The sequence below is a fragment of the Micromonospora humida genome, from assembly GCF_016901255.1.
Classification (GTDB): domain Bacteria; phylum Actinomycetota; class Actinomycetes; order Mycobacteriales; family Micromonosporaceae; genus Micromonospora; species Micromonospora wenchangensis.
In genome coordinates, this window is record NZ_JAFEUC010000001.1 from 59,679 (window position 1) to 85,213 (window position 25,535).

The window sequence follows — 25,535 nt, forward strand, 5'->3', positions numbered from 1 at the left end:
GCCGGTGGCTCACCAGAGGGGTGCCGGCGTGCCGGTGGGCGCGGGCAGGATCTGCCGTACCCGCCCGGGGGGCACGCTGCGCTGACGCCACTCCCGGGGGTAGCCCACCGAGACCTCCTCGAACCGCACCCCGTCCTTCCAGGTGGTACGGGGGATGTGCAGGTGCCCGTAGACCACGGTGGTGGCGGCGAACCGGCGGTGCCAGTCGGCGGTCGCCTCCGTCCCGCACCACTGGGCGAAGATCGGGTAGCGCAGCACCTCGGTCGGGTGGCGGTCCAGCGGCCAGTGGTTGACCAGCACGGTGGGCAGCTGCGGGTCGCGGGCGTCCAGGCGGCGGGCGGTCTCCGTCAGCCGGGCCGCACACCACTCCTGCCGGCTCGGGTACGGGTCGGGGTGCAGCATGAACTCGTCGGTGCAGACGATCCCGGTCCGGTACGCCTCGGCCAGCGCCGCCTCCCGGGTGTCGAAGCCCGGCGGTCGCCAGCTGTAGTCGTAGAGCAGGAACAGGGGTGCCACCAGCGCCGGTCCGCCCGGCCCCCGCCACACCCGGTAGTCGTCCTCGGGGGTGACCACGCCCAGGTCCCGGCACCGCCGCACCAGCAGCTCGTAGCGGTCCACCCCGCGCAGGGTCACCGGGTCGGCCGGCGGGGTCCACAGTTCGTGGTTGCCCGGCGCCCAGATGACGGTGTCGAAGCGCCCGGCGAGCGTGCCGAGCGCCCACTCGATGTCGGCGACGGTGTCCGCCACGTCACCGGCGACGATCAGCCAGTCCCGTGGCGAGGCGGGCCGTAGCGCCTCGACCAGGGCACGATTCTCCTTGTACCCGACGTGCAGGTCGCTGATCGCGACCAGACTGCCCTCGGTGTCCTCCCCCAGCATCCGCCGATCGTACGCAGAAGGTCACCCGGCGCGGTGCGCGCGGGGAGCACCGTCGTCGTCAGTCGGCGGAGCCGGGGTCGGCCATCCAACGGTGCTGCTCGGCCTCGATCCGGTCCGGCGTGAGCCGGGCCGCCGCCCGGACCTTGTTCTTCGCTGCCCGCATCGCCCCGGATCGGGCCGGCCGACCCGGCCCGCCGGAGGTGCTCCGGACGCCCCCGCCGGCCACCCGGTAGGATCGTCGGCGGGCCGTGACTGGCGCGTGGGGATGGAGCACCATCGGGAAGCGGCCCCGTCATGAGGACGCACGCCGAGCGCCTGGGCCTTCCGCACGTCACCTGGAGGTCGCATGTCGCCCAACGCCGAGTCCACCGCCTTCCGCAGCGCACTCGAGGTGATCCGGGCGGTCGAACCCCGGGTGGCCGACGCCATCGGCGCGGAGCTGACCGACCAGCGTGAGTCGCTGAAGCTGATCGCCAGCGAGAACTACGCCTCCCCGGCGACCCTGCTGACCATGGGCAACTGGTTCAGCGACAAGTACGCCGAGGGCACCGTCGGCCGTCGTTTCTACGCCGGCTGCCAGAACGTCGACACGGTCGAGGCCCTCGCCGCCGAGCACGCCAAGGAACTGTTCGGGGCCAGCCACGCCTACGTGCAGCCGCACTCGGGCATCGACGCGAACCTGGTCGCCTTCTGGGCGATCCTGGCCGATCGGGTCGAGTCCCCCGCGTTGCAGAAGGCCCAGGTGCGCCAGGTCAACGACCTGACCGAGGCGGACTGGTTCGCGCTGCGCCGCGAGCTGGGCAACCAGCGGATGCTGGGCATGTCGCTGGACGCCGGCGGCCACCTCACCCACGGTTTCCGGCCGAACATCTCCGGCAAGATGTTCGACCAGCGCAGCTACGGCACCGACCCGGCCACCGGTCTGATCGACTACGACCGGGTCGCCGAGGCCGCCCGGGAGTTCAAGCCGCTGATCCTGGTCGCCGGCTACTCGGCGTACCCCCGGAAGGTGAACTTCCGGATCATGCGGGAGATCGCCGACTCGGTCGGCGCGACCTTCATGGTCGACATGGCGCACTTCGCCGGCCTGGTCGCCGGGAAGGTCTTCACCGGCGACTTCGACCCGGTGCCGCACGCGCACATCGTCACCACCACCACCCACAAGTCGTTGCGCGGCCCGCGCGGCGGCATGGTGCTCTGCGGTCCGGAGCTGGCAGACCAGGTCGACCGGGGCTGCCCGATGGTGCTCGGCGGTCCGCTGCCGCACGTGATGGCGGCCAAGGCGGTCGCGCTGGCCGAGGCGCGGCGACCCGACTTCGCCGACTACGCGCAGCGGATCGTCGACAACGCGCAGGCCCTCGCCGAGGGGTTGCTGCGCCGGGGCACCACCCTGGTCACCGGGGGCACCGACAACCACCTGGTGCTGCTCGACGTCTCCGGCTACGGCCTGACCGGCCGGCAGGCCGAGCAGGCGCTGCTCGACTCGGGCATCGTCACCAACCGCAACGCCGTCCCGCAGGACCGCAACGGCGCCTGGTACACCTCCGGCATCCGGATCGGCACCCCGGCGCTGACCACCCGGGGTCTCGGCACCGCCGAGATGGACGCTACCGCCGAGCTGATCCACACCGTGCTCAGCCAGACCACGCCGGGTGCCAACGCCGACGGCACCCCGTCGAAGGCCAAGTACGTGCTCGACCCGGCGGTCGCCGACTCGGTCGGCAAGCAGGCCACCGACCTGCTCGCCGGCTTCCCCCTCTACCCCACCGTCGACCTGGGCTGACCCGGCCCGCCCCACGTCCGGTCGGGAGGTTCCGGTGGCGGAACCTCCCGACCGACGGGGAGCCGGGATCAGGTGAGGGGACGCTTGAGGTGGTAGCGGTGCACCTCGGTGCTGCCCTGGATGTTGTTGACGTCCTCGGCGGCGGAGACCAGCTCCCAGCCCTCCCGACCGACCCGGTTGAGGTGGGCGATCGCGGTGTCGCCGTACGCCGTGACGTCGGTGCGTGAGCCGTCCGGGCCGTACCAGACGAACGAGACGTGGAACTGGCGTCCCTGTCCCTGGTAGCGGCGGACCAACAGGGCGTACTCCCAAGCGACCATGCGTCCATTATGGCCACCGCGCCGGCCGCCGCACAGCACGGGGGGTGGCGGTTCGGCGACACCGGGTGGAGGTCGGGTGCCACCGGGTCGACACCGGCCACAGAACGCGGCGGTCAGCCGGCCGGGACCGTGGTACGGGTCAACTCGTCGGTGATCAGCGCGGCCAGCCGGTCCAGGCCGAGGTCGATCTGCGCCGGGGTGACGGCGCTGACCGACAGCCGCAACGCCTCGACCGGGCGGCCATCGTCGTAGAAGTGCGCCATCGGGGTCCAGAGCACCCCGTACCGCTCGGCGGAGCGGCGCAGCAGCGCGTCGTCCACCGGGAAGGGGACGGTGACCACGACGAAGAACCCCCCGGCCGGGGAGTTCCAGCGCACCGGCGACCCGGCCGGGAAACGCCGCCGCAGGCCGGCGAGGAGATGGTCCCGGTTGCGGGTGTACGCCGCCCGTTCCCGCCGGTTCGCGGCGACCAGCGAACAGCCGTGCTCCAGCAACGCCCCACCGATGACGGCCTGGGCCAGCGGCGACGTGTTCACCGAGACCATGCTCTTGATCTTGGCGAGCTGGTCGGCGAACAACCCCACCGCACCGTCGACCCCGCCCACCCGCTGGTCGGCCACCACATAGCCGATCCGCGCCCCGGGCAGCACCGTCTTGGCGAACGAGCCGAGATAGACCACCCGCCGTCGGGTGTCCAACGCCTTGAGCGTCGGCACCCGGTCGACGTCCCCGGCCGGGAACAGGCCGTACGGGTTGTCCTCGATGAGCAGCAGGTCCTCCTCGGCGGCCAGGTCGAGCAGCCGTTGCCGGTCGGCCGGGCCGATGCTGGTGCCGGAGGGGTTGGCGAAGTCGGGCATCACGTAACAGGCCCGGGGCCGCAGGCCCTCCGCCCGGGCCCGGTGCGCCTGCGCCCGCAGGTCGGCCAGGTCCACCCCGGCCGGGCCACCGGCCACCGGCCACACCGGCAGGTCCACCAGCCGGGCCGCCCCGGTCAACCCCACGTACGTCGGGGCGACGGCGAGCAGCACGTCGGCCGGGCCGGCCCGCAACGCCCGCAGCACCAGCAGCATCGCCTCCTGGCAACCGACGGTCACCACCACCGCCTCGTCGTCGACGTGGACGTCCTCGTCGACGGCGAGGTTGCGGGCGATCAGGTGGTGGATGATCCCCTTGGTCCGGCCGTACTGGAACAGGGTGCGGCGGACCTGCTCGGGCGTCTGCCCGAGGTCGACGGCGAGGTGCCGGCGGAACCGGTCCAGCCAGCGCCCCGGCGCGTCGTCGTCGAAGAACTCCTCGTAGGGCCGCCCGGCCGCCAGCGACACCGCGTCGGGCCAGTGCTGGGACACCTCGTTGAGGAAGTTCATCGAGTTCAGCGCCGGGTCGTCGACCGCCGGGTGCAGGGTCGCCAGGTCCAGGTCCACCAGATGCTCCAACGGGTCAGTCTCCGGTCAGGGTACGCAGCCGCCGGGCCTGCGTCGGGTCGGCGCAGCCGGTCAGGGTCAACGCGTCGCGCAGCTCCACGGCGAGCAGGTCGAGGGCGGCCTGCGCGCCGGCCCGCCCGCCGGCCGCCAGCGCCCACAGCATCGGGCGGCCCAGCAGCACCCCGGACGCGCCGAGGGCGAGCGCGCGCAGCACGTCCGTGCCGGACCGTACCCCGCTGTCCAGCAGCACCTCGATCCGCTCGCCGACCGCCGCGACCACCTCGGGCAGCATGGTGGCGGTGGCCGGCGCCCCGTCGAGCTGCCGGCCGCCGTGGTTGGAGACCACCACGGCGTCCACCCCGACGTCGGCGGCGCGGACCGCGTCACGCGGGTCGAGGACCCCCTTGACCAGCAGCGGCAACCGGGTGCGCTCCCGCAGCCAGGCCAGATCCGCCCAGGTCAGGGCGGGAGCGAAGGCGGCCTCGGTGTGCGCGGCGATGGCCGACACGCCGGGGGTGCCGGCATGGGCGAGGTCGTCCCGGCCGGCGGGCAGGTTGGCGGCGGTCACCTCCGGCGGCAACGCGAAGCCGTTGCGCACGTCGCGCAGCCGCCGGCCGAGCACCGGCACGTCGACGGTGACCATCAACGCCGCACAGCCGGCGGCGTGCGACCGGTCGAGCAGGTCGGCGACCAGCCCCCGGTCACGCAGCCAGTAGAGCTGGAACCAGACCGGCCCGGCGGTGGCGGCGGTGACCTCCTCGACCGGGGTGCTGCTCAACGTGCTCAGCACGTAGGGCACCCCGGCCGCGCCGGCCGCCGCCGCCAGCGCCGGCTCACCGTCCGGGTGCAGCAACCGCTGGTACGCCATCGGCGCGACCGCCACCGGCATCGCCTGCTCGCGGCCGAGCAGCGGCGCGTGGGTGCGCGGGCGTTCCACCCCGGTCAGCACCCGGGGCAGCACGGCGACCCGGTCGAGGGCGGCCCGGTTGGCGGCCAGCGTGGTCTCCACCCCGCTGCCCCCGCCGACGAAGTCCCAGACCCCGGGCGGGAGTGCCCGCCGGGCCAGCTCGGCGAAGTCGGCCAGGCTGACCGGCGGGCGGTCACCGTCCCCGCCCGCCGCGACGGTGGCCGGCGGTCCGGCGGGAGGGGGGAGCACCGTCACCGCTCGTCCCTCACCGTGGCGGTGACGGGGGTGTCGGCCGGCGGGTTGGGCAGCCCGAAGACCTCCCGCAGGAAGGCGGCGGCCTCGTCCTGGGCGCGCCGGCCGGCGTCGAAGACCCCGGGCATGGCGAAGAACCCGTGGATCATGCCGGGATAGCAGGTGGCCCGCACCGGCACGCCGGCGTCCCGCAACCGCTGCGCGTACCGCTGTCCCTCGTCGCGCAGCGGGTCGTGCTCGGCGGTGACCACCAGGGCCGGCGGCAGGCCGGACAGGTCGTCGGCGAGCAGCGGCGAGGCCAGCGGGTCGGCCGCGTCCGCCGGGTCGGCCAGGTAGTGACCCCGGTACCAGTCCACGGAGTGCCTGTTGAACAGCAACGGATCCTGGTCGTCGGCGGGACGCAGGGCGGCCCGCTGGTCGGTGTTCGGGTAGACCAGCAGCTGCCCGGCCAGCCGGGGGCCGCCCTCGGCGCGGGCCAGCAGGGTCACCGCCGCCGCCAGGTTGCCCCCCGCGCTGTCCCCGCCCACCGCCAGCCGGTCCGGGTCCACGCGCAGCTCGGCGGCGTGCTCGGCCAGCCACCGGGTGGCGGCGTGGCAGTCCAGCACGGCCGCCGGGAACGGGTGCTCCGGGGCGAGCCGGTAGCCGACCGTCACCACCTGGCATCCGGTGGCGTTGGCGAGCCGGCGGCAGATCCCGTCGGCGGTCTCCACGCTGCCCAGCGTCCAACCGCCGCCGAAGAAGTAGACCAGGGTGGGCAGCGGCCCGTCGCCGGCCGGCCGGTGCACCCGGACCCGCAGGTCACCGGCGGGACCGGGGACGGTCGTGTCGCGTACCTCGTGGACCGGCTCGACGTCACCGCCACCGGCCCGGATCGCGGCGAGGTCGGCGGCGCGGGCCTCGGCGAGGGTCTGGGTGTACAGCGGTGGGGTGCCGGCGGCGGCCCGTGCGGCCCGGTAGGCCACCACCTGGGGGTCGAGGGACATGGGATCGGCTCCTATCCGCCGGTGGTGACGAAGAGCTTGTCGATGCCGCGCAGGAACAGACTCCCGCTGTAGTCGGCCGGTTGGCTGACCGCGAGCCGGGGGAACCGCGCGAAGAGCCGGGGCAGGCCGATCCGACCCTCCAGGCGGGACACGGCCGCGCCGAGGCAGAAGTGCGGGCCGACGCCGAAGGCCAGCGACGGGGGGCCGTCGCGGCGCGGGTCGAACCGGTCCGGCCCGGGGAACCGGCGCGGGTCCCGGTTGGCCCCGGCGATGATCAGCAGGACGTTCTCGTCCCGGGCGACCGGCACGCCGTCCAGCACGGTGTCCCGGGGCGCGGCGCGGGCCAGGAAGTGCACCGGGCTCTGCAGCCGCAGCACCTCGTCGACGCAGCCCTGGGCCAGGGTCTCGTCGCCGGGCAGCGCGGCCACCGTGTCGGGGTGGCCCAGCAGCACCGGCAGGCCGTTGCTGAACATGTAGACGGTGGTGACGAAGCTGGCGTTGAACAGCACGATCAGGTTGCTGATCAACTCCTCCTCGGTCAGGTCGACCTCGCCGGAGTCCAGCGCCTCGACCAGCCCGGAGATCAGGTCCTCACCCGGCTGGCGGCGGCGGTGCCCGATCAGGTCCCGGTAGAGCGCCCGCAGTTCCTCGGCGGCCTGGTTCGCCAGCGCCAGCCGCTGCGGGGTCTTGCCGGCCACGTCGAGAAACTCGTCGATCCAGTCGACCCGTTGCCGGTACCAGGCCAGCTCGCTCTCGGGCAGGCCGATGAACTCGGCCATCACCAGCGCCGGCACCGGGTAGGCGAAGTCCGCGACGAAGTCGATCTCGGAGCCGTCGGCCCCGGTGTCGGCCATCCGGTCCAGCAGGGTGTCGACCACCCGGACGATCACCGGTTCCAGCGCGCCGAGCCGGCGCGGGGTGAAGGTACGGGAGAACACGCCCCGCATCCGGCCGTGGTCGGGCGGGTTGACGAACATCATCGACGACTGGAAGGTCCGCAGGATCTCCTGCTCCTCCCAGCCCGGTGGAGGTTGCTTGTACCACTGCGGGTCACGCAGCACCTGGTCGACCAGGTCGTAGCCGACGGCCACGGCGCTGACCGTGCTGTGCTCCGGACGGTTCGGGATGACGCTGATCGGCCCGTGTTCGTGCAGGGCCGCATACCACGGATAGGGGTCCTGCCGGCCGGCCTCGCTGTAGAGACCGGACAGGATCTCGTCGACGTCCACGATGGTGCTTCCTCCCCAGGAAATGACCGGGGGGCGACGGGGTCACCCCCGCCGCCCCACCGGTGTCACAGACCGAGCAGTCGAAGTGGTACGGCGTCCGCCAACGCCTGGTTGCCGGCGTCGTTCGGGTGGATGTGGTCACCGGCGTCGTACGCGGGCAGCAGCCGGCTCGGCTGGGCCGGGTCGCGCAGCACCGCGTCGAAGTCGAGCAGCCCGTCGAACTCGGCCGCCCCCGGGCCCCGCAGCCAGGTGTTCACCGCCTGGCGGGTGGTCTCCTTCTCGGGCGTCCACACCCCCGGGTTGCCGTGCCCCTCGTACGGGGTGAGGGTGACCGCGAGGCTGCGTAGGCCGCGCGCCTTGGCCTGCTTGTTGATCTGCCGCAGCGAGGCGATGATCCGGTCGGCGGAGTCGTCGGACATCCAGATGTCGTTGATGCCGAGGTGCGTCACCAGGGTCTTCACGCCGGTCTGCGGGAAGACGTCCTCGTTGAGCCGGGCCAGCGCGTTCGGACCCAGCTCGTAGTAGCCGGGGAAACCGCCCGCGCCGGGCTCGGTGCCCTCGTGGTTGAGCCGGTTGCCGGCCAGGCTCAGGTTGAGCACCCCCGGGGTACGCACCTCGGGACGGGCGGCGACCAGCCGCCCGGCGAGCAGTTCCGGCCAGCGCTTGTTGGCGTTGACGGTGCTGCCGTTGGCATCCCCGATCGAGTCGCTGAGCACCACCACCGCGCCGGGGCTCGCCGGGCGCAGCACGTCGATGCCGGACAGGAACATCCAGCAGCAGTCCGGGCGGATGGTGAAGCCGGCGCCGTCGGCGGCGGTGGTCAGGTCGTTCGCCCCGATGAAGGTGGTGACCTTGGACTGGCCGTGGAACGTGACCGGCCCGGTGAGCACCGGGAAGTGCAGGGTGACGACCAGGTCCTCCTGCTCGCCGACCGCGTAGGTCAACGGGTCGCTGAGCAGTTCGGCGCCCTTGTTCATGGTCGCCGAGGTGGAACCGCCGAACTTCAGCTCCCGCACGCTGCCGGGCAGGATGTCCGACCGGTCGGTCAGGGTGGCGGTGTTGGGGCGGGCGACGGTGGCGTGTCCCACCTGCACCGCCTGCTCACCGTAGAGGTTGCTCAGCCGGACCCGCAGCCGCTCCCCACCCACGGTGGTGCGCACGGTCATCCGGATGCTCTGGTTGTTCAGGCCGGTGTTCGTCAGCCCGACGGTGTTGCCGCGGGTGACCGCCGCGGCCCACGTACCCGCCCACTGCGCCCGGGCGGCTGCCCCGCCGGTGTCGGAGTCGGACGGACCGGCGCTGGCCACCACCGCCGGGGCGCCCACGACCAGCAACACGGCCGCGGACGCTATGACCTGCCATCTCTTCGGGGTCGACATTGAACCTCCATGTTGGGCCGCCCAGGGCCGGCGCCCATTGACGGCACCGCCCGGACGATGGTCCAGAAACCTAGCCGCGACGTCTGACAGGCGTCAATCAACCCGATAGACATGATCAAATGTCCATGGTGGGCGGCCCCTCGCCGTTCGGCTCTGTCCCCGGGCGAGGCCGTCGGCCTAGGCTCGCTAGCGGCGGCGGTGCGGTCGCCCATGGCGCGCACCCCCGTCGCGGGCCGGGCTGTGACCTGCTCGGACGCCAACCCGGCCGGTCGCCACGGCGGGTCCCACCGGGCCGCCGGCGACCCGCCGCATCGAGCTGGGGGCTGTGCGATGACCGACGGGGCCGACCGATCCACCACCTACGTGCACGACGCGCTGGCGCTGTTCGCCGGGTTCGGCGACCGGGAGGCGCTGGTCGGCGACGGTCGCCGGCTGACCTACCCGCAGGTCGCCGCCGAGGTACGCGGGCTGGCGTACGCCCTGACCGGCCACGGGGTACGCCCCGGCGCGGCGGTGCTGGTGATGCTCGGCAACGCGGTGGAGGGCCCGCTGCTCCAGCTCGCCCTGCACCTGCTCGGCTGCCGGAGCATGTGGATCGCCCCGGTCACCTCCCGGCGGGAGATCGACGAGTTCGTCCGGCTGGCCCGCCCCGACGTGTTCGTGCACCACGCGTACGCCCCCGACGGGCTGGGCGACCAGATCGCCGCCTCGCTGCCCGGGGTGCCGGTGCTGCGGCTGGGCGTCGAGCTGACCGCCGACGCCCCGCCGGTCGAGCTGCCCGCGCGGGTGCCCACGCCGGAGTCGTTCCTGCAGACCAGCGGCACCACCGGCACCCCCAAACTGGTGCACCACCGGGAGAGCTTCTACCGGCAGGTGCTGACCCTGGCGGCGGACTTCCGCGCCGCCGGCTTCCCGCTGCTGCGGCACCTGTCGCACTCGCCGATGTGGCTGGCCAGCGGCCAGATCACCACCCTGTTCAACCTGTTCACCGGCGGGGTGCTCTTCCTGCGCCAGCAGTGGGACCCGGCCACGTTCATCGCCACCGTGGACGCCGAACGGCTCACCTCCACGTTCGTCACCCCGCCGATGCTCTACGAGGTGCTCGACCATCCGGCCCTGGACGGCGCGGACTTCTCCGCCATGTTCATGTTCAACGTGGGCGCGGGACCGGCCGCGCCCGCCCGGCTGCGCCAGGCCATCGCCCGGTTCGGCCCGTGCCTGCGCATCGTGTACGGCCTCAGCGAGGCGGTGGTGATCTGCGCCCAGCCCGGCCTGACCGAGGACCCGGCGCACCCGGAGCGGCTGGGTTCCTGCGGCCGACCGTACGGGGACGTGACGGTGGAGATCCGCGACGCCGACGGGCGGGTGCTGCCGGCCGGCACCGACGGCGAGGTGTGGGTGCGGACCAGACTCAGTTTCCACGGCTACCACGGCCAGCCCGAGCTGACCGCCGACACGCTCGTCGACGACTGGGTACGCACCCGCGACATCGGCCACCTCGACGACGACGGGTTCCTCTACCTGGTCGACCGGTTGCAGGACCGCATCCTCACCCGGCAGCGCAGCTGGCCGATCTACTCCCGGCCGATCGAGGACGTCCTCGCCGGGCATCCGCAGGTCCGCGCGGCGGCGGTGATCGGGGTGCCCGACCCGGTCGCCGGGGAGCTGCCGTACGCGTACGTGGTGCCGACGCCGGGGGCGACGGTGACCGGGGCGGAGCTGATCGACCTGGTCACCGCCGAACTGAGCGACACCTGGGCGCCGGGTGCGGTGGAGTTCGTCGACGCGCTGCCACTGAACCGGTCGGCGAAGGTGGACAAGCGGGCGCTGCGCGAACGGTACGCCGCCGGCGCGCCCGCCGATCCGGTCGGCAGCCCGTCGTGACCGCCGACGCCGCCACCGGCCCCCGGACAGCCACCGACGACAACGGCTGGCCGGCCGACGGCCCCGACGCCGCCACCGGGGCTCCCGGCGGGGTGTCCGGCCGGCAGCCGGCCGGCGGCCCGCCCGGTGCCGGACCGGCCACCGGTCAGGCCGACGCCGCTTCGGGTGGTGCCGGTTCGGGTGACACCGGAGCGGGAGGTGCCGGGGCGGGCGACGCCGGGTCGCTCGCCGCGCCGCCGGGTCCCGAGCGGCGGGCCGCCCGGCGGGAACTGGTCACCCTGGTCGCCGCCGACCTGATCTCCAACCTGGGCAGCCGGATCTCGGTGATCGCGATCCCCTGGCTGGTGCTCACCACCACCGGCAGCCCGGCCAAGATGGGCATCGTCGCGGCGGCCGAGTTCCTGCCGTACATGCTGTCGAGCTCGTTGGCGACGCCGTGGGCGGACCGGTTCGGCGTACGACGTACCTCGATCACGGTGGACGCGGCGAGCGCGGCCGTGATCGCGGTGGTGGCGCTGGCCCCGTGGCTCGGTTTCGGGGCGCTCGTCGCCCTCGTCGCGGTGGCCGGCGGACTGCGCGGCATCGGCGACCGGGTCAAGCACGTCATGTTCCGGCCGGCCGCGCAGCGCGCCGGGGTGGAGCTGATCCGGCTCACCTCCGCCTACGACGGGCTGGCGCGCGGGGTGGCGCTGTTCGGCACGGTCATCGGCGGTCTGCTCATCGACTGGGTCGGGGTGACCCGGGCGATCTGGATCGACGCGGGCACCTTCGCGGTCTGCGCGCTGCTGGTCGGGGTGCTGGTGCGCCCGCCCGCAAGCGACGCGCCCGCCGCGCCCCGGGAAGGCTACTTCCAGGCGTTGCGCACCGGCTTCGGCTACCTGCGCACCGACCGGGTGCTGCTGACCATGCTGGTGGTGGTCTCCGCGTTGAACATGTTCGCCGCCGCCAACACGGCGGTGTGGGTGCCGCTGTGGGTCCGCGACGAGTTCGGCGACCCGGCCGGGTTCGGGCTGGTGCTCGGGGTGTTCGGCGGTGGCGCGCTGCTCGGCAACGTGGTCTTCACGATGCTCGGCCCCCGGCTGCCCCGGACCCTGATCTTCGCGGCCGGGGCGGCGCTGAGCGGTGCGCCCCGGCTGCTGGTGCTGGCGCTGACCGACCATCTGGTGGTGGTGCTGGTGGTGACGTTCCTGTCCGGGATCGGCATCGCGGCGGTCAACCCGCTGCTCGGCGCGGCCCTCTACGAACGGGTACCGGACGCGTTGCAGACCCGGGTGCTGGGAATCTCCGGCTCGCTGGCGTTCGTCGGGTTGCCGGTGGGGGCGCTGGTCGGCGGCTGGTCGGTGGCGGCCCTCGGGCTGCGACCGGCGCTACTGGTGATGGCGGTGGTGTGCGCGGTGCTGACCGTGACGCCGCTGGTCGCCGGGCCGCTGCGGATGGGCCGGCCGGCACCCCCACCGACGGCCGTCGACAAGGTCTGACGGTCAGGTCGCCACGGCCAGCCCCACCGTCAGTCCAGGTCGTCGCAGACGTTGTGGGTGGTGCCGTGCAGCATGGTGACGGTCTTGTCGTAGTCGGCGGTGAACCGGACGACGAACTGACCGTCGATCAGCCACAACCCCTTCGGCAACGAGCCGGCGTCGTCCCGGAACCCGAGCAGCACCGGGCCGGTCACGTACCAGGTCATCGCGCCGTCGGCGGCGTAGCTGACCAGGGAGGTGCCGCTGGCGTCCACCCGGGTGACGGCCCCGGTGTCGGTGTTGGTCACCGTCTCGATCAGCGCGCCGGTGTACAGCTCCCGGCGTGGCGAACCGTCCGGGTCGGTCGTCAGCACCAGCTTGCGGACCTCGTCGACCTCGGCCGCCACCCGGATGCCGAACGCGCAGCGGGCCCCGGCCGGCAGGGTGAACTCCTCCTGCGGGGCCGGCACCCAGCCTCCGGTGGGGCGACCGGCGGCCGCCGCCGGGGCGGTCGGCACGGTCCCCGCCAGCGTCACCGCGGTGAGGGCGGCACCGAGTCTCGTCGTCCAGCGCATGGGCACTCCGATCTCCTCGTCGTCGTCCGGTCCAGGGTCACCGGCCGTCCTCACCACCGGCTGACCGCCCGGCAGGGTTTTCGCGGCGGAGCACGATCCCCCGCTGCCGGGCCGCTGACCACCGGCTCACCGGACCCGTCCACGGTTTGCGCCCGACGACCCGGACGATCACCGAGCCCCCGGTGCGCGGGGGGCGGGCGACCCTGCCGACGCCAACGGTGGGATGCCGGGGACGATCCTCGACCGGCGGCCGTCCCGGTTCCACCCGAGGCGTCGGTGACCACGGCGGCGGCAACCGATCGGGTCCGCCAGGGGGTCTCAGTGGCATGGAGTTCCGTCTGCTCGGCCCGTTCCAGGCCCGCCAGGAGGGCGTCGTCGTCGATCTCGGGGTCCGCCGGCAGGAGCGGTGCCTCCTCGGGCTGCTCCTGCTCGACGTGGGACACCTGGTCGGCACCGACCGGCTCATCGACCTGCTCTGGCCGGACCGGCCGCCGGCCTCGGCCCGCAGCGCGGTGCACACCTACATCGGACGGTTGCGGGCCGCGCTGGGGCCGTACCGGGTGCGGATCGCCACCGGCGGCGACGGCTACCTGGTGCACGACGACGGGCACACCGTGGACGTGGCCGAACTCGCCCGGCTGGTGCACCGGGCAGGTGGCAGCGCCGACCCGGCCGAGCGGGTGCGGCTGCTCGACCGGGCGCTGGCCCTGCCGCGTGGGCCGTTGCTCGCCGACACCGCCGACGACGAGCTACGCGACCGGCTGGCCGGTCCGATCGAGGACCTGCGGCTGACCGGCGTCGAACTGCGGGCGGCCGCCCGGCTCGCGCTCGGCCAGCACACCCGGGTGGTCATCGAGCTGACCCCGCTGGTGGCCCGGCACCCGGGCCGGGAGGAACTGGTGGCGACGTTGATGACCGCGCTGTACCGCGGTGGCCGACAGACCGACGCGTTGGTGCTGTACCGGCGCACCCGACGCACCCTGGTCGAAGAGATCGGGGTCGAACCGGGGGCCCGGCTGCGGGAGGTGCACCGGGGAATACTCCGGGCCGACCACCGGCTGGACCGGGCGGACCGGCCGGTCTACGAGGTCCGGGTGCGCGGCGAGGCGTTGCCGTGGGGCGTCGGCGGGCACCCGGCGCTGGAGTTCTGCAACACGTTCGCCGGTTGGCGACACGAACCGCCGGTGCCGGGGGCCGAGTGGCTGCGCGGCTACCGCACGCTCGCGGTGTGGACCGGGCACGCCGGCCTGGTCGACGACCCGACCGTGGGCCGGTTGATCGAGCTGGGCCGCCGTGATCCGGCCGGTGCAGCGGTGGTCCTGGACGAGGTGCGTGCGCTGCGGGCCCGGCTGTACGCCTGCCTCACCGACCCGGCCGACGGACCGGCCTTCGACGCGGTGGCCCGGTACGCCGAGCAGGCCGCCCGGACGCTGGTGTTCCGTCGGGAGGCCGACGGGCGGGGACGGTGGTGGCCCGATCCGGCGACCGGGTTGCGACTGCCGGTACACGCGGCGGCGTGGAGCGCCGCGCAACTGCTCGGCGATCCGCGCCGGCTCACCGTCCGGGTCTGCCCGGACCCGCGCTGCGGATGGCTCTTTCTCGACGACACCGGAATGCGACGCTGGTGCAGCCTGGCCACCTGCGGCCGGCCGGCCACCGAGGCACCCTGCCGGGGCACCTGAGACGCCTCGGATCGACGCCGGTGGCGCCGCATCGCCACTCCGTTGCCGAGCCCCCGGGTCTCGACCAGCGCGGACCGACGGCGGGGATCCTGACGGAGGCAGGGCCGACGGAGGCGGCGCCGGCGCTGGTCGGCGCACCTGGACGACCACCAGGCGATCCGAGGGGTCGGTGTGATCGACGGCACCCGCACGGTCGGCTACATTCCCGGCCATGTCATCGATGTTGACCGAGGCCACCGATCCGTACTGCCTGCGCGAGGGAGAGAGCGCCGCACTGCTGCGCGACCATCCGTGGCACCGGTTCGTGGTGCTCGGCGACAGCGTCGCCGAGGGCATGTGCGAGCCGGTCGAGGGGTACCCGGACGTGCAGTGGGCCGACCGGATCGCCGCCGAACTGTCGGCGGTACGGCCCGGGTTGGCGTACCTGAACCTGGGCCGGCGCGGGCTGCGGGCGCAACAGGTCCGGGCCGGGCAGCTCGACCGGGCGTTGGCCTTCTCCCCCGACCTGGCGCTGGTGGTCTGCGGCGGCAACGACGCCTTCCGGACGGCGTTCGACCCGGACGCGGTGGACACCGAGTTGATCGCGATCGTCGGGGCGCTGCGCGACGCCGGGGCCGACGTGATCACGGTGGGCATGTTCGACGTGTCGCACAGCCCGGCGGTCCCGGCGGCCCTGCGGCCCGGGTTGGGCGCCCGGATGCGGCTGCTCTCCTCGCGTACCGGCCGGCTGGCCGACCGGTTGGGGGCGTTGCACGTGCACCTGAGCGACCATCCGGCCGGCACCGATCCGTCGATGTACAGCAGCGACGGCCGGCACGGCAGCGCCCGCAGCGACGCCATCGCCGCCGCCGAGACCATCCGCCGCCTCGGCGCCCACCTCGGCAACCACCCCTGACCCCCACCCCACCACCCTTCCCACCGGCCCCCGGCGGGCCCCCCACCCCCTCCACCCACCGGCCCCGGCGGGGTCGATCAAGAGGTTTGCGTCATCCGGAACGGCCGGCCCCGCCCCAAACCTCTTGATCACCGCACCCCAGCCCGGCCGGAGCCGGGTGATCAAGAGGTTTGCGGCATCCGCCAGCGGAATGGTGACGCGAACCTCTTGATCACCGGGGCGGGGCAGTCGCGGGGGCGGGGAGGGAGCGTGGGGGGAGGGATGGGGGGGAGCTGGGTCAGTCGGTGAGGAGGATGCCGGTGAGCAGGACGCCCCGGGCCAGGTTGAGGACCTCGTCGCAGCCGGGGAAGCCGACCCGGGCCAGCGCCCCGGAGCCGGTCCGCCCGAACAGGTACGGGGCGATGCTGTAGGGGACCTCGGCGTTGACCGTCTCGCCGGTCTCGATCTGGACGAAGTCCATCTCCACCCGGTCGGCGGGCCAGTACCGCTGAAGGATGTCGCCGCCCCGGTCGAGGGCGGCGCGCAGGCCCTCGGCCCACTCCGCGTCGCCCATCTCCCGGCCGATGAGCACCCCGTGGCCGGCCGAGCCGTCGGCCGGCTTGACCACCAGGTTCTCCCGGTCGGCCAGGGCCCGCTCCAGTTCGGCGGCGGTGAACGCCACGGTGTGCGGGACGTACCGGCGGACCAGGGCCTGGTCGTCGGCGGAGAGCAGGTCCAGGTCCTCGTACAGCCAGGCGAAGTTGATCTTGTTGCCGAGCAGCCAGGCGGCGGTGCTGACGAACATCGGCAGGGTGCCCGCATCGAGCGCCCCGGCCACCGCGTCCAGGCCGGCGCTCGGGGTGACCCGGTTGGGCACGAAGAGGCGGAACAGCGCGTCGACCGGCGCGCCACCGACGACCAGCCGCTTCGCCTCGTCCAGGGTGGCCGTGCCGACCGGGGCGATCACCAGGTCGATGCCGAACCGGCGGGCCTGGTCGACAAGCGGGGAGAGGATCTTGATGAAGTCGTCCGGGGTCTCCAGGCCGGGGTAGTCGGCGTCGAAGTCGAGCAGCAGCGCCACCCGGGCCCCGTCGGGCAGGGACAGCCCGTCGCGGATCGCCACGAACCGCTGGTCCAGCAGGGACGGGGCCGGCCGCACCGGCAGCCCGTCGAGGATGCCCCGCTCCTGGTAGAGCGCCGCGTACCGGCGGACCACCGTGTCGGCGTCGAAACCGCCGCCCAGACTGCTGTCGATGTTGTACTCGACGATCCTCGGCACCCCACCGGAGATCAGCACGTCGGGCCGGTAGGCGGCGAGCAGCTCCTCGGACAGCTCCTCGGACTCGTCGAGCAGCCGCGTCGCCCCCTCGGGCACCCCGAGCAGCTCGCGCAGCTCCCCGGCGGTGCGGGCCCGTCGCCGGCAGGCGTCCAGGATGAGCTGGGCGATCCGGTCGCAGACCTCGTTCAGCTCGCGGAACGCGTCCGCCGGCATGACCGGGGGCCGGGCCAGCCGCCACTGCTTGTTGTACGTCGCACAGCCGTAGAAGATCTCCCGCCAGGCGGCGGCCCCGCTGGACACCATCGCCGTACGGGCCGTCTCCGGCAGCTCGCGCCATGCCTGGCCGGGCTCGGGCCAGGGGTAGTTCGGATCGGTCATGATCTGTCCTTCATGGTCAGTTGGATGGCGGCGGTGAGTTGCTCGCGGCCCGGCTGCACGGCCCGGTCGAGCACCGGCGCGAAGGGCAGCACCGCGCCGTCCGGCCGGGTGACCCGGCGCGGCGGCGCGACCAGCGGCACCCGTTCCAGCACCGAGGTGATGATCTCGGCGGCGATGCCGCAGGACCGGTTGGAGTCGTCGACGACCACCAGCCGGCCGGTACGGGACACCGAGTCGAGCAGGCCGTCGAGGTCGAACGGGTAGATCGTGCGCGGGTCGAACACCTCCACCGACACCTGGTCGGCCAACTCCTCGGCGACGGCCAGCGCGTCGTGCACCAGGTGCCCGACGGCGACCACGGTGACGTCGTCGCCGGCCCGGCTGACCACCCCGCGCCCCAGCGGCACCGGGGCGAGGGTGGCGAAGTCGACGTCGTCGCGGACCTCCAGCGCGGCGGCCGGGGCGAACACCACCACCGGATCGTCGTGCCGGATCGCCGAGGCCAGCAGCCCGTACGCGTCGGCCGGGGTGGCCGGCACCACGGTGACGATCCCGACGTGCGCGAACAGCGAGTACGGGTGGTCGGAGTGCTGCCCCGCCCAGCCGGTGCGGGAACCGGAGCCGGGCACCAGGTAGGTGACCGGCACCGAGCACTGCCCGCCGGTCATCATCGGGAACTTGTGCGCGTGGTTGACGATCTGCTCGAAGACCAGGAACAGCAGGGACGGGATCTGGAACTCCACCACCGGCCGCAGCCCGGCCAGCGCCGCACCGGTGGCGAAGCTGGTGAACGCCTGCTCCGACAGCGGGGTGTCCAGCACCCGGTCCGGCCCGAACCGCTTGAGCAGGCCCGGGGTGACGTTGGACGCGCCCACCCGGATGTCCTCGCCGAGCAGGAACACCGACTCGTCCCGGGTCATCTCGTCGGTCAGCGCCCGGGTCAGCGCCTTGCGGTACGACAGCCGTGGCATCTCAGGAGCCTCCCCGGGCGGTCAGCCCACTGGCGTACAGGTGGTCCAGCGCACCGGCCGGGTCCGGTTCGGGGCCGGCCAGGGCGAACGCGACGGCCGCGTCGAGGGTCGCCTCCACCTCGGCGTCGACCGTCTCCCGGTCGGCCGGGGACAGCCGGGCACCCTGGATCTCCACCGGGTCCCGGGACCGGCCGTCGGCCACCTCCTGCGGCGTGCGGTACTCCAGGCGTACCGCGTGTTCGAAGGTGTGGTGGGCGTCGAACCGGTAGGTGCGGGCCTCGACCAGCTCCGGCCCGCCGCCGTCGCGCATCCGCGCGACGGCGGCGGCCGTGACCTGCCGGACCGCCTCCGGGTCCTGCCCGTCGACGACGGTGGCCCGGATGCCGAACGCCTCGGCCCGCCCGGTGATGGTGCCGGCCACCGCGCCGGCCACCGGCATGGTGGTGGCGTAGCCGTTGTTCTCACAGACCAGCAGCACCGGCACCCGCCAGAGCGCGGCCAGGTTGAACGCCTCCAGCAGCATCCCCTCGTTGACCGCGCCGTCACCGAAGAAGCTCGCCCCGACCACGGGGTTGCCGCGCTGCCGGTGCGCCCACACCGCGCCGGTGAGGATCGCCGGGGACGCCCCGACGATGGCGTTGGCGCCGAGCACCCCGATGGACAGGTCCGCCGCGTGCATCGAGCCGCCCCGGCCCCGGTTCAGTCCGGTTTCCCGGCCGCACAGTTCGGCCATCATCCGGGCCGGGTCGGCACCCTTGGCGAGCACGTGGCCGTGCCCCCGGTGGGTGCCGGTGACCAGGTCCCCCGCGCCGAGCGCGGCGCACACGCCGGCGGCGATCCCCTCCTGACCGAGGTAGGGGTGGATGCCGCCGACGATGTGCCCGGAGCGGACCAGGGCGATGGCCAGCTCCTCGAACCGGCGGATCAGCCGTACGGTGCGGTAGAGCCGGGCCGGGTCGGCGTCGGTCACCGGTCGCGGCCCTCCTTGACGGCGGCGAGGATGTCGTCCCAGAGCTGCGCGCGGGCGGTCAGCGCCAGGTTGACCGTGTCGGCGCACTCCTGCCACTTGACGTCGTCGTCGCCGCACAGGTCGGCGAGCATCTGCATCGCCATCGGGGTGTGCTGCTCGCCGTCGACCTCGATGTGCCGCTCCAGGTAGTCGACGAAGGTGTGCAGCCGGTTGCTGCGCTCGTTGACCGCGACGACCTGGGTGAACATGTCGGGGATCAGATCCTCCCGGCCGAAGGCGAACGCGGCGGCCTGGCAGTGCACCGGCGTCGACTCGATGATCTTCCAGGTGGTGGCGGCGAACGCCCGCGACGCCTCGGGCACACCCGCCTCGACCAGCGCGTCGGTCACCGACGTGCCGCCGCGCAGCAGGTCGACCAGCCGGTTGACGGCGGTGGTGTCCGCGCCCGCCTCGCCCATCCCCCGCACGTACAGCTCGAAGTGGCTGATGTAGCCCTCGCCGAGCTCGTCGCTCTCCTCCACCATGACGATGTCGTTGATCAGCCGCCGGCTGCCGGTCGGCCCGGTGGGGATCCACGGCACCGTCACGCAGGTGAGCTGCCGCTGCAACGACTTCAGCAGGGACATGAAGTCCCAGACCGCGAAGACGTGGTGCTCCATGAAGGTGACCAACGCCTCGTGGGTGTCCAGGTTGGCGTAGAGCGGGTGCTTGACCACCACGTCGCGGCGGTCGGTCACCGCCTGCTCCAACCGCTCGATGCCCGGGTGCGTCTTACCCCAGTCGTACCGTGACATGTTCAGCCTCCCTGCTGGGCGCGATCGCGCCAGATGACCGGGCAGTAGTCGGGGTCCGCGTAGTCCGGCCGCCCGTCGTGGGTGCGGCGGACCAGCACGTCGTGGTTGTACGCGGCGAGGCTGCCGTCGGAGAGCGGGAACTCCCGGTAGGCGTTGTCGCCGTCCTGCAGGTGCAGCGAGATCGCCCGGCGCGGGCGTCCGCTGACGTTGGCGCCGCTGCCGTGGTAGGTGCGGCAGTGGTGGAAACTCATGTGTCCCTTGGGGATCACCATGGGGATCTTGCGGATCTGCGCGCCGTTGTGCGCCGCGTTCTCGGCCAGCATCTCCTCGAGCTGGTCGCGGTCCCGCTCGGCGAAGTGCCGCACGACGGTGTCGTCCGCGCCGGTCTCCGACCACCGGTGGGAGCCGTCGACCATGGTGATGGTGCCCATCTCCTCACCGCAGTCGTGGAACGGGATGAACGCGGTGAGCATCCGCTCCGACGACGAGGACGACCAGTAGTGCTTGTCGAAGTGCCAGGGCACGATGTTGGACGGCTCACCGGAGATCGGTGGCTTGTAGATCAGCGTGGACTGGAAGATCCGGATCTCGTCGGCCCGGGCCAGCCGGGCGGCGACCGCGCCGATCAGCGGCTTGCGCAGGATCGCGGCGATCCCGTCGTGCTCGTGGTGGACGTAGTCGTTGTGCCGCTGCACCGGCCCCTTCGACGGGTCCCAGTAGGCCAGCTTCGGCGGGCGCACCGGCAGGGTGCGGTCCCGTTCACCGTCGTAGTAGCGGTCGGTGGCCGCGGTCAGGGCGTCCACCTCGTCGTCGGTGAGCAACTTCTTGGACAGGTACCAGCCGTGCTCGGCGTAGTGGCGCACGTCCTCGTCGGACGGGAGCAGCGCCTCCTCCTCGGCGGTCAACGTCGGATGTGTCGTGGTCATGCACCTGCTCCTCGTGCCGTGCCGGCCGCGACGGCGGGGGTCGCCCCCGCCACGGCCAACTCCCGTTCCTTGGCCTCGTAGAGGGCCCGGATGTTGCCGCTGCCGAAGGTGCGTGCCCCGCGCCGCTCGATGAGTTCGAGGAAGAGGGTGCGCCGCACGTGCATCGACTCGGTGAAGATCTGCAACAGCTGCCCGCCGTGGTCGGCGTCGACCAGGATGCTGAGGTCCCGCAGCCGCTCCAGCGGCGCGTCGATCTTGCCGACCCGCTGCTCCAGGTCGTCGTAGTAGGCCGCCGGGGTGCCGGCGAAGCGCACCCCGCGGGCACCGAGCGCGCCGACCGCGCCGACGATGTCGTCGGTGCGCAGCCCCAGGTGCTGCACCCCGGCCCCGTGGTGCTCACTGAGGAACTTGTCGATCTGGCCGGGACGCCGCCCGGCGTCCGGTTCCAGCAGCACCAGGGTGACCCGCCCGGAGGCGTCCTGCACCACCTTGGAGTTCATCGCCTGACCGGCGACCTCGATGTGCTCCTCGAAGATCTGCGCGAAGCCGAAGACCCGCTCGTAGAGCGTCACGGTGTCGTCGAGCTGGCCGGGCGGCACGCAGACCGCCAGGTGGTCGATCTCGGCGAGCAGCCGGTCGTCGGTCCCGCCGGCCGGGGTCGCCTCGATCGCACCGGGCAGGAAGTCGGCCCGGTCGCCCCGGCGTTCCACCAGCCGGTGCAGCACGTCACCGAAGCCGCCCACCTCGGCGGTCACCACCTCGGCGTCCGCGCCGGTCCAGGTACGCGGCGGGGTCACCGGCGTCGCACCCCGGGCCACCAGTTCCGCGTACGCCCCGGCGGCATCGCCGACCTCCACCGCCACGACCGCGATCCCGTCACCGTGCCGGGCCACGTACCCCGAGGCCGGGTGCTCGGCGGTGAGGCCGGTGGTCAGCACCATCCGGATGTCGGCCTGCCCCAGCAGCAGGGACCGCTGCCCGACCAGCCCGGTCTCCGGCCCACCCTGCCCGAGCAGGGTGAAACCGACGGCGGTGCCGAAATAGAAGGCCGCCTGCCGGGCGTCCCCCACGTACATTTCAATGTGGTCTATTCCACGAATATCCATCTCTCCAGCCCTTCCCCATGTCCCCCCGTGACTGCCGTCCGGGCGCGTGCGGCCCGGGTCGCAGCGTCGATCACCTCCCCGGCTCGGCGGGCCGGGCGCCAGCCCCGGTGGTGCGCCGCAGCAGCAGGCTCACGTTCTGCCCGCCGAATCCGAAGGAGTTGGTGAGCGCGAATTCGGCCCGGCTCGCCCGGGGCACGTCGCGGACGTGGTCCGCCGGGCAGTCCGGGTCCGGGTCGTCCAGGTGGTACGTCGGCGGCAGCAGGCCGGCCCGCAGTGCCAGCGCGCAGGCCGCCGCCTCCACCACCCCGGACGCGCCGAGCAGGTGCCCGGTGAGCGCCTTGGTGGAGCTGACCGGCACCCCGCCGACACCGAAGACCTTGCCCAGCGCGGTGCTCTCGGCGATGTCACCGAGTTTGGTGCCGGTGCCGTGGGCGTTGACGTAGCCGACCTCGGCCGGCGGGACGTCGGCGCGGGCCAGGGCGGCGCGCATGCAGTCGGCCGCCCCCTCCCCGTCGGGCCGGGGCATCGTCGGGTGGTGCGCGTCGGTGGTGCTGCCGTAGCCGGCCACCTCCGCGTACGTGCGGGCGCCCCGGGCGGCGGCGTGTCCGGCCCGTTCCAGCACCAGCAGGGCGGCCCCCTCGGCGAGCACGAACCCGTTGCGTCGCCGGTCGAAGGGGCGGCTCGCCTCGGTCGGGTCCGCCCAGCCCCGGGCCAGCGCGCGGGCGTTGCCGAAGGTGTCGGCGAAGGTCGGGAAGAGCGGCGCCTCGCTGGCCCCGCAGAGCACCACGTCGGCCTCGCCGGCCCGGATCAGCCGGGCCGCGTCGGCGACCGCCTGGGCCCCGGAGGCGCAGGCCGTGCCGACCGACGAGCTGTAGCCGCGGATGCCGTGGGCGATGGCGATCCGCGCCGAGGCCATGTTCGGCAGGATGCCGGTCAGCAGGTACGGGCTGACGGCGGCCCGGCCCCGCTCGGTGCGGGCGATCACCTGCTGCTCCAGGGTGGACATCCCGCCGACCCCGCCGACGACGACGCCGATCCGCGCCGGGTCGACGTCCCGGCCCACCACGATGCCGGCGTCGGCGAGCGCGTCGGCGGCGGTGAGCAGGGCGAACAGCACGACCCGGTCGAGCACCTTGGTCTCCGGGCCGGTGGCGACCGTCCGCGGGTCGATCGGCGGGAGCACCCCGGCGACCTCCAGCGACTCCCGGGCCGGGTGCCCCTCGGGCGGTCGGCCCAGCCCGGACCGGCCGGTGGTCAACGCGGTGAAGGTGTCGGCCACGCCCCGCCCGACGGGGCTGAACAGGCCCATGCCGGTGATGACGACGGTCATGACGACGACTCGGCGAGGTAGCGTTCCCGCAGCGCCACCTTGCGGACCTTGCCGGTGACGGTGACGGGGATGTCGTCGGCGCTCACCGGTACCACCCGGCGCAGGGTCGCCCCCACGTCCGCGCCGAGCGCGGCCCGGATCGTGTCGGTGCGCTCGACCGTCGGGTCGGCCCCGGCGGCCAACTCCAGCAGCACGTCGGTGGTGACCGTGTCGCCGTCGGCGACGATCAGCACGGTGCAGTCGGTGACGTCGGGGCAGGCGGCGAGGACGCGTTCCTCGGACAACGCGGTGAAGTAGCGCCGCCCGTCGGGCAGCGTCACCGAGTCGACGGCCCGGTCCAGGTGGTAGTAGCGGCCGTCGGCGTCGGCGTGGACCAGGTCACCGGTGAGGTACCAGCCGCGCAGCCGGAACCGGTAGCTGGTGACCGAGTCGTTCCAGTAGCCCCGGAACAGCGACGGCGAGTCGATGCCGAGGAAACCCACCTGGCCGGGGGGCAGCTCGTTGCCCTCGGCGTCGAGGACGGCCACCCTGGCGAACCGGTAGGGCCGGCCCACGCAGCGGCCGTACCGGTCGGTGTCGGTGGTGTGCGTGATGTGGAACATCGAGTGCCCCATCTCGCTGGAGCCGAGGCCGTCGATGAAGACGGAACCGGGGACCCGGGTGACGCCCTGCCGGGTGACCACGTCCCGCGAGCCGACCGCGACGAGCCGGCGGACGTGCGGCTCGTGCGAGCAGTCGCCGGTGTTGAACCACAACCGCACCGAGTCCAGGTCGTACCCGCTCAGGTCGAAGCGGGCCAGCTCGGCCCAGGTCATCGAGAAGCCGAAGACCCCGTCGGGCCGCCACCGCTGGATGGCGTCGAGGACCCGTTCGCCGCCCTGCTCGGAGAGCAGGAACATCTCCGCCCGGTTGCCCAGCGCCTGGTTGACCATCAGCACCGTCGCGGTGTGCGGGGCGGGCAGCGCGTTGAGGATGCGGCGGGTGCCCTGCGCCTGCGGCATGGACAGCAGGTGCCGGGTGGCGGCGAAGAGGCTGGCGTGCGAGTGCAGCACCGCCTTGGGCACCCCGGTGGTGCCGGAGGTGTGGGTGATGACGATCGGGTCGTCGGGGTGGTGCCGGTAGTCGGCCGGGGCCTGCGCCGGGTCGCCGGCGCCGGCCTCCGCCGGGGTGCCGAGCAGGGGTACGCCCAGGTCGTGCCCGGCCAGCAGCTCGGCGTGCGCGGCGTCGGCGAGCACCCCGACGCCCCGCAACCGGCGGATGTACTCGGCGGCGATCTCGGGGCGCAGCTTGCCGTTCATCAGCGCGGGGATCGCGCCGAGCCGGGTCAGTGCCAGGAAGCTCAGCACCATGTCGGCGGCGGCGGTGGCCCAGACGGCGACCGGGTCGCGCGGCTGCACCCCCCGGGCGTGCAGCCAGGCCGCCCGCGCGGCGACCCGTTCGTCGAGCTGCCCCAGGGTGAGCGGCTGCCCGGCGGGGTGCCCGTCGACCGGGGTGTCGAAGGTCAGCCCCGGCCCCTGTGGGTCAGCGCCGTGGGCCAGCACCCGGGCCAGCACGTTTCCCGCGCCGAGTTGCGGATCGGCGGCGAGCACCCCCCGCAGTCCCTTCGTCCTCATTGACTGTCTCCTCCCCCCAGCAGCACCGCGACCGCACCGGTGGGCGTCGCGTCGGGTGCCTCGTCGATCATGATCAGCAACGCCTCGTCGGTGTCGCCGTCGTACAGCAGCAGTTCCCCTTCGGCGATGGCGTCGGCCCGGGGGTCACCCGTCGGGCTCAGGCACACCACCGGCCCGGTCAGCCCCCACCGGGCGGCGACCTGCCCGGCGACGCTGTTGGGCACCGACTGGAAGAAGAACAGTGGACCGACCCGCCCCCCGGCGGCGACGGTCGACCGGACGTGCGTGGCGCTGGGCCGGTCACCGGCGGCGCTGACCAGCACCACCGCACACCGGCTGCCGGCCGCCGGCGGGCCACCGGGCCGGCGGTCCAGGCAACGCCCGGCCACCGCCGCGACCAGCGGCGCGAACGGCGAGTGCAGGAACCCGGGCAGCGGCGGTGGTGGCCCGTCGCCCGGTTCCGGCCAGCGCGCCTGCGCCAGCACCCGGGGTGCGCCGTGACCGGCCGGACGGCCCGGGACGATCCCGGGTCCCGGGCCGCGC

The 25,535-nt window shown here is 73.6% G+C and carries 22 protein-coding genes and 1 riboswitch; of the genes, 5 read left to right on the forward strand and 17 right to left on the reverse strand.

Features of this window, described 5'->3' with window-relative positions; all coding sequences use genetic code 11:
* Positions 1-9: 9 nt before the first annotated feature.
* Entirely contained in the window at positions 10-879 is an 870-nt protein-coding gene (locus tag JQX11_RS00280; protein WP_204922906.1) for a metallophosphoesterase family protein, read from the reverse strand.
* A gap of 238 nt (positions 880-1,117) precedes the next feature.
* Positions 1,118-1,207: riboswitch (ZMP/ZTP riboswitch) on the forward strand.
* An 18-nt stretch (positions 1,208-1,225) separates the two neighbouring features.
* Between JQX11_RS00280 and JQX11_RS00285 the strand changes: the two genes are divergently transcribed.
* Entirely contained in the window at positions 1,226-2,662 is a 1,437-nt protein-coding gene (locus tag JQX11_RS00285; protein WP_204922907.1) for a glycine hydroxymethyltransferase, read from the forward strand.
* A 68-nt stretch (positions 2,663-2,730) separates the two neighbouring features.
* Here the strand turns inward: JQX11_RS00285 and JQX11_RS00290 are convergent, their stop codons facing one another.
* The 6 genes from JQX11_RS00290 to JQX11_RS00315 form a co-directional block, all read right to left on the reverse strand.
* Positions 2,731-2,982 (reverse strand): hypothetical protein, encoded by a 252-nt coding sequence (locus JQX11_RS00290; protein ID WP_088646644.1) that lies wholly within the window; start codon positions 2,980-2,982, stop codon positions 2,731-2,733.
* A gap of 113 nt (positions 2,983-3,095) precedes the next feature.
* The gene (locus JQX11_RS00295) at positions 3,096-4,415 is read right to left on the reverse strand and encodes an aminotransferase-like domain-containing protein (RefSeq protein WP_232376979.1); all 1,320 of its coding nucleotides are present in this window, start codon (positions 4,413-4,415) and stop codon (positions 3,096-3,098) included.
* Between the two features lie 4 nt (positions 4,416-4,419).
* Positions 4,420-5,559 carry an alpha-hydroxy acid oxidase gene (locus JQX11_RS00300; RefSeq protein WP_204923541.1) on the reverse strand — a complete coding sequence of 380 codons (1,140 nt, stop codon included), beginning with the start codon at positions 5,557-5,559 and terminating at the stop codon, positions 4,420-4,422.
* A gap of 2 nt (positions 5,560-5,561) precedes the next feature.
* A complete protein-coding gene (lipP1, locus tag JQX11_RS00305; RefSeq protein ID WP_204922908.1) occupies positions 5,562-6,545 on the reverse strand; it encodes a LipP1 family hormone-sensitive lipase in 984 nt (327 codons plus the stop codon).
* Positions 6,546-6,556: 11 nt separating this feature from the next.
* Complete coding sequence (locus JQX11_RS00310) at positions 6,557-7,777, reverse strand: cytochrome P450 (RefSeq protein ID WP_204923543.1); 1,221 nt, start codon at positions 7,775-7,777, stop codon at positions 6,557-6,559.
* A gap of 62 nt (positions 7,778-7,839) precedes the next feature.
* The gene (locus JQX11_RS00315) at positions 7,840-9,126 is read right to left on the reverse strand and encodes an SGNH/GDSL hydrolase family protein (protein WP_204923542.1); all 1,287 of its coding nucleotides are present in this window, start codon (positions 9,124-9,126) and stop codon (positions 7,840-7,842) included.
* A gap of 357 nt (positions 9,127-9,483) precedes the next feature.
* Here JQX11_RS00315 and JQX11_RS00320 point away from each other — a divergent pair, with 357 nt between their 5' ends.
* Both JQX11_RS00320 and JQX11_RS00325 read left to right on the forward strand, forming a co-directional pair.
* Positions 9,484-11,037, forward strand: a complete 1,554-nt coding sequence (locus JQX11_RS00320; protein WP_204922909.1) for a class I adenylate-forming enzyme family protein — start codon at positions 9,484-9,486, stop codon at positions 11,035-11,037.
* Between the two features lie 269 nt (positions 11,038-11,306).
* Positions 11,307-12,515 carry an MFS transporter gene (locus JQX11_RS00325; RefSeq protein ID WP_204923544.1) on the forward strand — a complete coding sequence of 403 codons (1,209 nt, stop codon included), beginning with the start codon at positions 11,307-11,309 and terminating at the stop codon, positions 12,513-12,515.
* Between the two features lie 29 nt (positions 12,516-12,544).
* Here the strand turns inward: JQX11_RS00325 and JQX11_RS00330 are convergent, their stop codons facing one another.
* The gene (locus JQX11_RS00330) at positions 12,545-13,069 is read right to left on the reverse strand and encodes a hypothetical protein (protein ID WP_232377042.1); all 525 of its coding nucleotides are present in this window, start codon (positions 13,067-13,069) and stop codon (positions 12,545-12,547) included.
* Positions 13,070-13,395: 326 nt separating this feature from the next.
* On the opposite strand from JQX11_RS00330, the gene JQX11_RS00335 reads away from it, so the two are divergent.
* Both JQX11_RS00335 and JQX11_RS00340 read left to right on the forward strand, forming a co-directional pair.
* Entirely contained in the window at positions 13,396-14,751 is a 1,356-nt protein-coding gene (locus tag JQX11_RS00335) for an AfsR/SARP family transcriptional regulator (RefSeq protein WP_204922911.1), read from the forward strand.
* 211 nt (positions 14,752-14,962) lie between these two features.
* Positions 14,963-15,646 carry an SGNH/GDSL hydrolase family protein gene (locus JQX11_RS00340; RefSeq protein WP_204922912.1) on the forward strand — a complete coding sequence of 228 codons (684 nt, stop codon included), beginning with the start codon at positions 14,963-14,965 and terminating at the stop codon, positions 15,644-15,646.
* A 277-nt stretch (positions 15,647-15,923) separates the two neighbouring features.
* Here JQX11_RS00340 and JQX11_RS00345 read toward each other — a convergent pair whose 3' ends face one another.
* The 9 genes from JQX11_RS00345 to JQX11_RS00385 all read right to left on the reverse strand — a co-directional run bounded on the left by JQX11_RS00345 (position 15,924) and on the right by JQX11_RS00385 (position 25,516).
* Positions 15,924-17,282, reverse strand: a complete 1,359-nt coding sequence (locus tag JQX11_RS00345; protein WP_204922913.1) for a hypothetical protein — start codon at positions 17,280-17,282, stop codon at positions 15,924-15,926.
* Entirely contained in the window at positions 17,279-18,253 is a 975-nt protein-coding gene (locus JQX11_RS00350; RefSeq protein WP_204922914.1) for an alpha-ketoacid dehydrogenase subunit beta, read from the reverse strand. The genes JQX11_RS00345 and JQX11_RS00350 overlap by 4 nt, the downstream gene beginning before the upstream one ends.
* Before the next feature lies 1 nt (position 18,254).
* Entirely contained in the window at positions 18,255-19,223 is a 969-nt protein-coding gene (locus JQX11_RS00355) for a thiamine pyrophosphate-dependent dehydrogenase E1 component subunit alpha (protein WP_204922915.1), read from the reverse strand.
* Complete coding sequence (locus JQX11_RS00360; protein ID WP_204922916.1) at positions 19,220-20,017, reverse strand: DUF3050 domain-containing protein; 798 nt, start codon at positions 20,015-20,017, stop codon at positions 19,220-19,222. Before JQX11_RS00360 ends, JQX11_RS00355 begins: the two co-directional genes overlap by 4 nt.
* A 2-nt stretch (positions 20,018-20,019) precedes the next feature.
* Entirely contained in the window at positions 20,020-20,943 is a 924-nt protein-coding gene (locus JQX11_RS00365; RefSeq protein ID WP_204922917.1) for a phytanoyl-CoA dioxygenase family protein, read from the reverse strand.
* Positions 20,940-22,049 carry a 4-hydroxyphenylpyruvate dioxygenase gene (gene hppD / locus JQX11_RS00370; protein WP_204922918.1) on the reverse strand — a complete coding sequence of 370 codons (1,110 nt, stop codon included), beginning with the start codon at positions 22,047-22,049 and terminating at the stop codon, positions 20,940-20,942. The genes JQX11_RS00365 and hppD overlap by 4 nt, the downstream gene beginning before the upstream one ends.
* Positions 22,050-22,119: 70 nt before the next feature.
* A complete protein-coding gene (locus tag JQX11_RS00375; protein ID WP_204922919.1) occupies positions 22,120-23,379 on the reverse strand; it encodes a beta-ketoacyl-[acyl-carrier-protein] synthase family protein in 1,260 nt (419 codons plus the stop codon).
* Entirely contained in the window at positions 23,376-24,992 is a 1,617-nt protein-coding gene (locus JQX11_RS00380; protein ID WP_204922920.1) for a class I adenylate-forming enzyme family protein, read from the reverse strand. The genes JQX11_RS00375 and JQX11_RS00380 overlap by 4 nt, the downstream gene beginning before the upstream one ends.
* The gene (locus tag JQX11_RS00385; protein WP_307826053.1) at positions 24,989-25,516 is read right to left on the reverse strand and encodes a beta-ketoacyl synthase chain length factor; all 528 of its coding nucleotides are present in this window, start codon (positions 25,514-25,516) and stop codon (positions 24,989-24,991) included. The genes JQX11_RS00380 and JQX11_RS00385 overlap by 4 nt, the downstream gene beginning before the upstream one ends.
* Between the last annotated feature and the right edge of the window lie 19 nt (positions 25,517-25,535).

Bases quoted from the DNA above. Each gene is read 5' to 3' on its own strand.
- JQX11_RS00320 (WP_204922909.1), top strand. From the start codon at position 9,484: ATGACCGACGGGGCCGACCGATCCACCACCTACGTGCACGACGCGCTG.
- JQX11_RS00285 (WP_204922907.1), top strand. From the start codon at position 1,226: ATGTCGCCCAACGCCGAGTCCACCGCCTTCCGCAGCGCACTCGAGGTG.
- JQX11_RS00360 (WP_204922916.1), bottom strand. From the start codon at position 20,017: ATGTCACGGTACGACTGGGGTAAGACGCACCCGGGCATCGAGCGGTTG.
- JQX11_RS00345 (WP_204922913.1), bottom strand. From the start codon at position 17,282: ATGACCGATCCGAACTACCCCTGGCCCGAGCCCGGCCAGGCATGGCGC.
- hppD (WP_204922918.1), bottom strand. From the start codon at position 22,049: ATGGATATTCGTGGAATAGACCACATTGAAATGTACGTGGGGGACGCC.
- JQX11_RS00330 (WP_232377042.1), bottom strand. From the start codon at position 13,069: ATGCGCTGGACGACGAGACTCGGTGCCGCCCTCACCGCGGTGACGCTG.
- JQX11_RS00380 (WP_204922920.1), bottom strand. From the start codon at position 24,992: ATGAGGACGAAGGGACTGCGGGGGGTGCTCGCCGCCGATCCGCAACTC.
- JQX11_RS00335 (WP_204922911.1), top strand. From the start codon at position 13,396: ATGGAGTTCCGTCTGCTCGGCCCGTTCCAGGCCCGCCAGGAGGGCGTC.
- JQX11_RS00365 (WP_204922917.1), bottom strand. From the start codon at position 20,943: ATGACCACGACACATCCGACGTTGACCGCCGAGGAGGAGGCGCTGCTC.
- JQX11_RS00280 (WP_204922906.1), bottom strand. From the start codon at position 879: ATGCTGGGGGAGGACACCGAGGGCAGTCTGGTCGCGATCAGCGACCTG.
- JQX11_RS00350 (WP_204922914.1), bottom strand. From the start codon at position 18,253: ATGCCACGGCTGTCGTACCGCAAGGCGCTGACCCGGGCGCTGACCGAC.
- JQX11_RS00375 (WP_204922919.1), bottom strand. From the start codon at position 23,379: ATGACCGTCGTCATCACCGGCATGGGCCTGTTCAGCCCCGTCGGGCGG.
- lipP1 (WP_204922908.1), bottom strand. From the start codon at position 6,545: ATGTCCCTCGACCCCCAGGTGGTGGCCTACCGGGCCGCACGGGCCGCC.
- JQX11_RS00290 (WP_088646644.1), bottom strand. From the start codon at position 2,982: ATGGTCGCTTGGGAGTACGCCCTGTTGGTCCGCCGCTACCAGGGACAG.
- JQX11_RS00340 (WP_204922912.1), top strand. From the start codon at position 14,963: ATGTCATCGATGTTGACCGAGGCCACCGATCCGTACTGCCTGCGCGAG.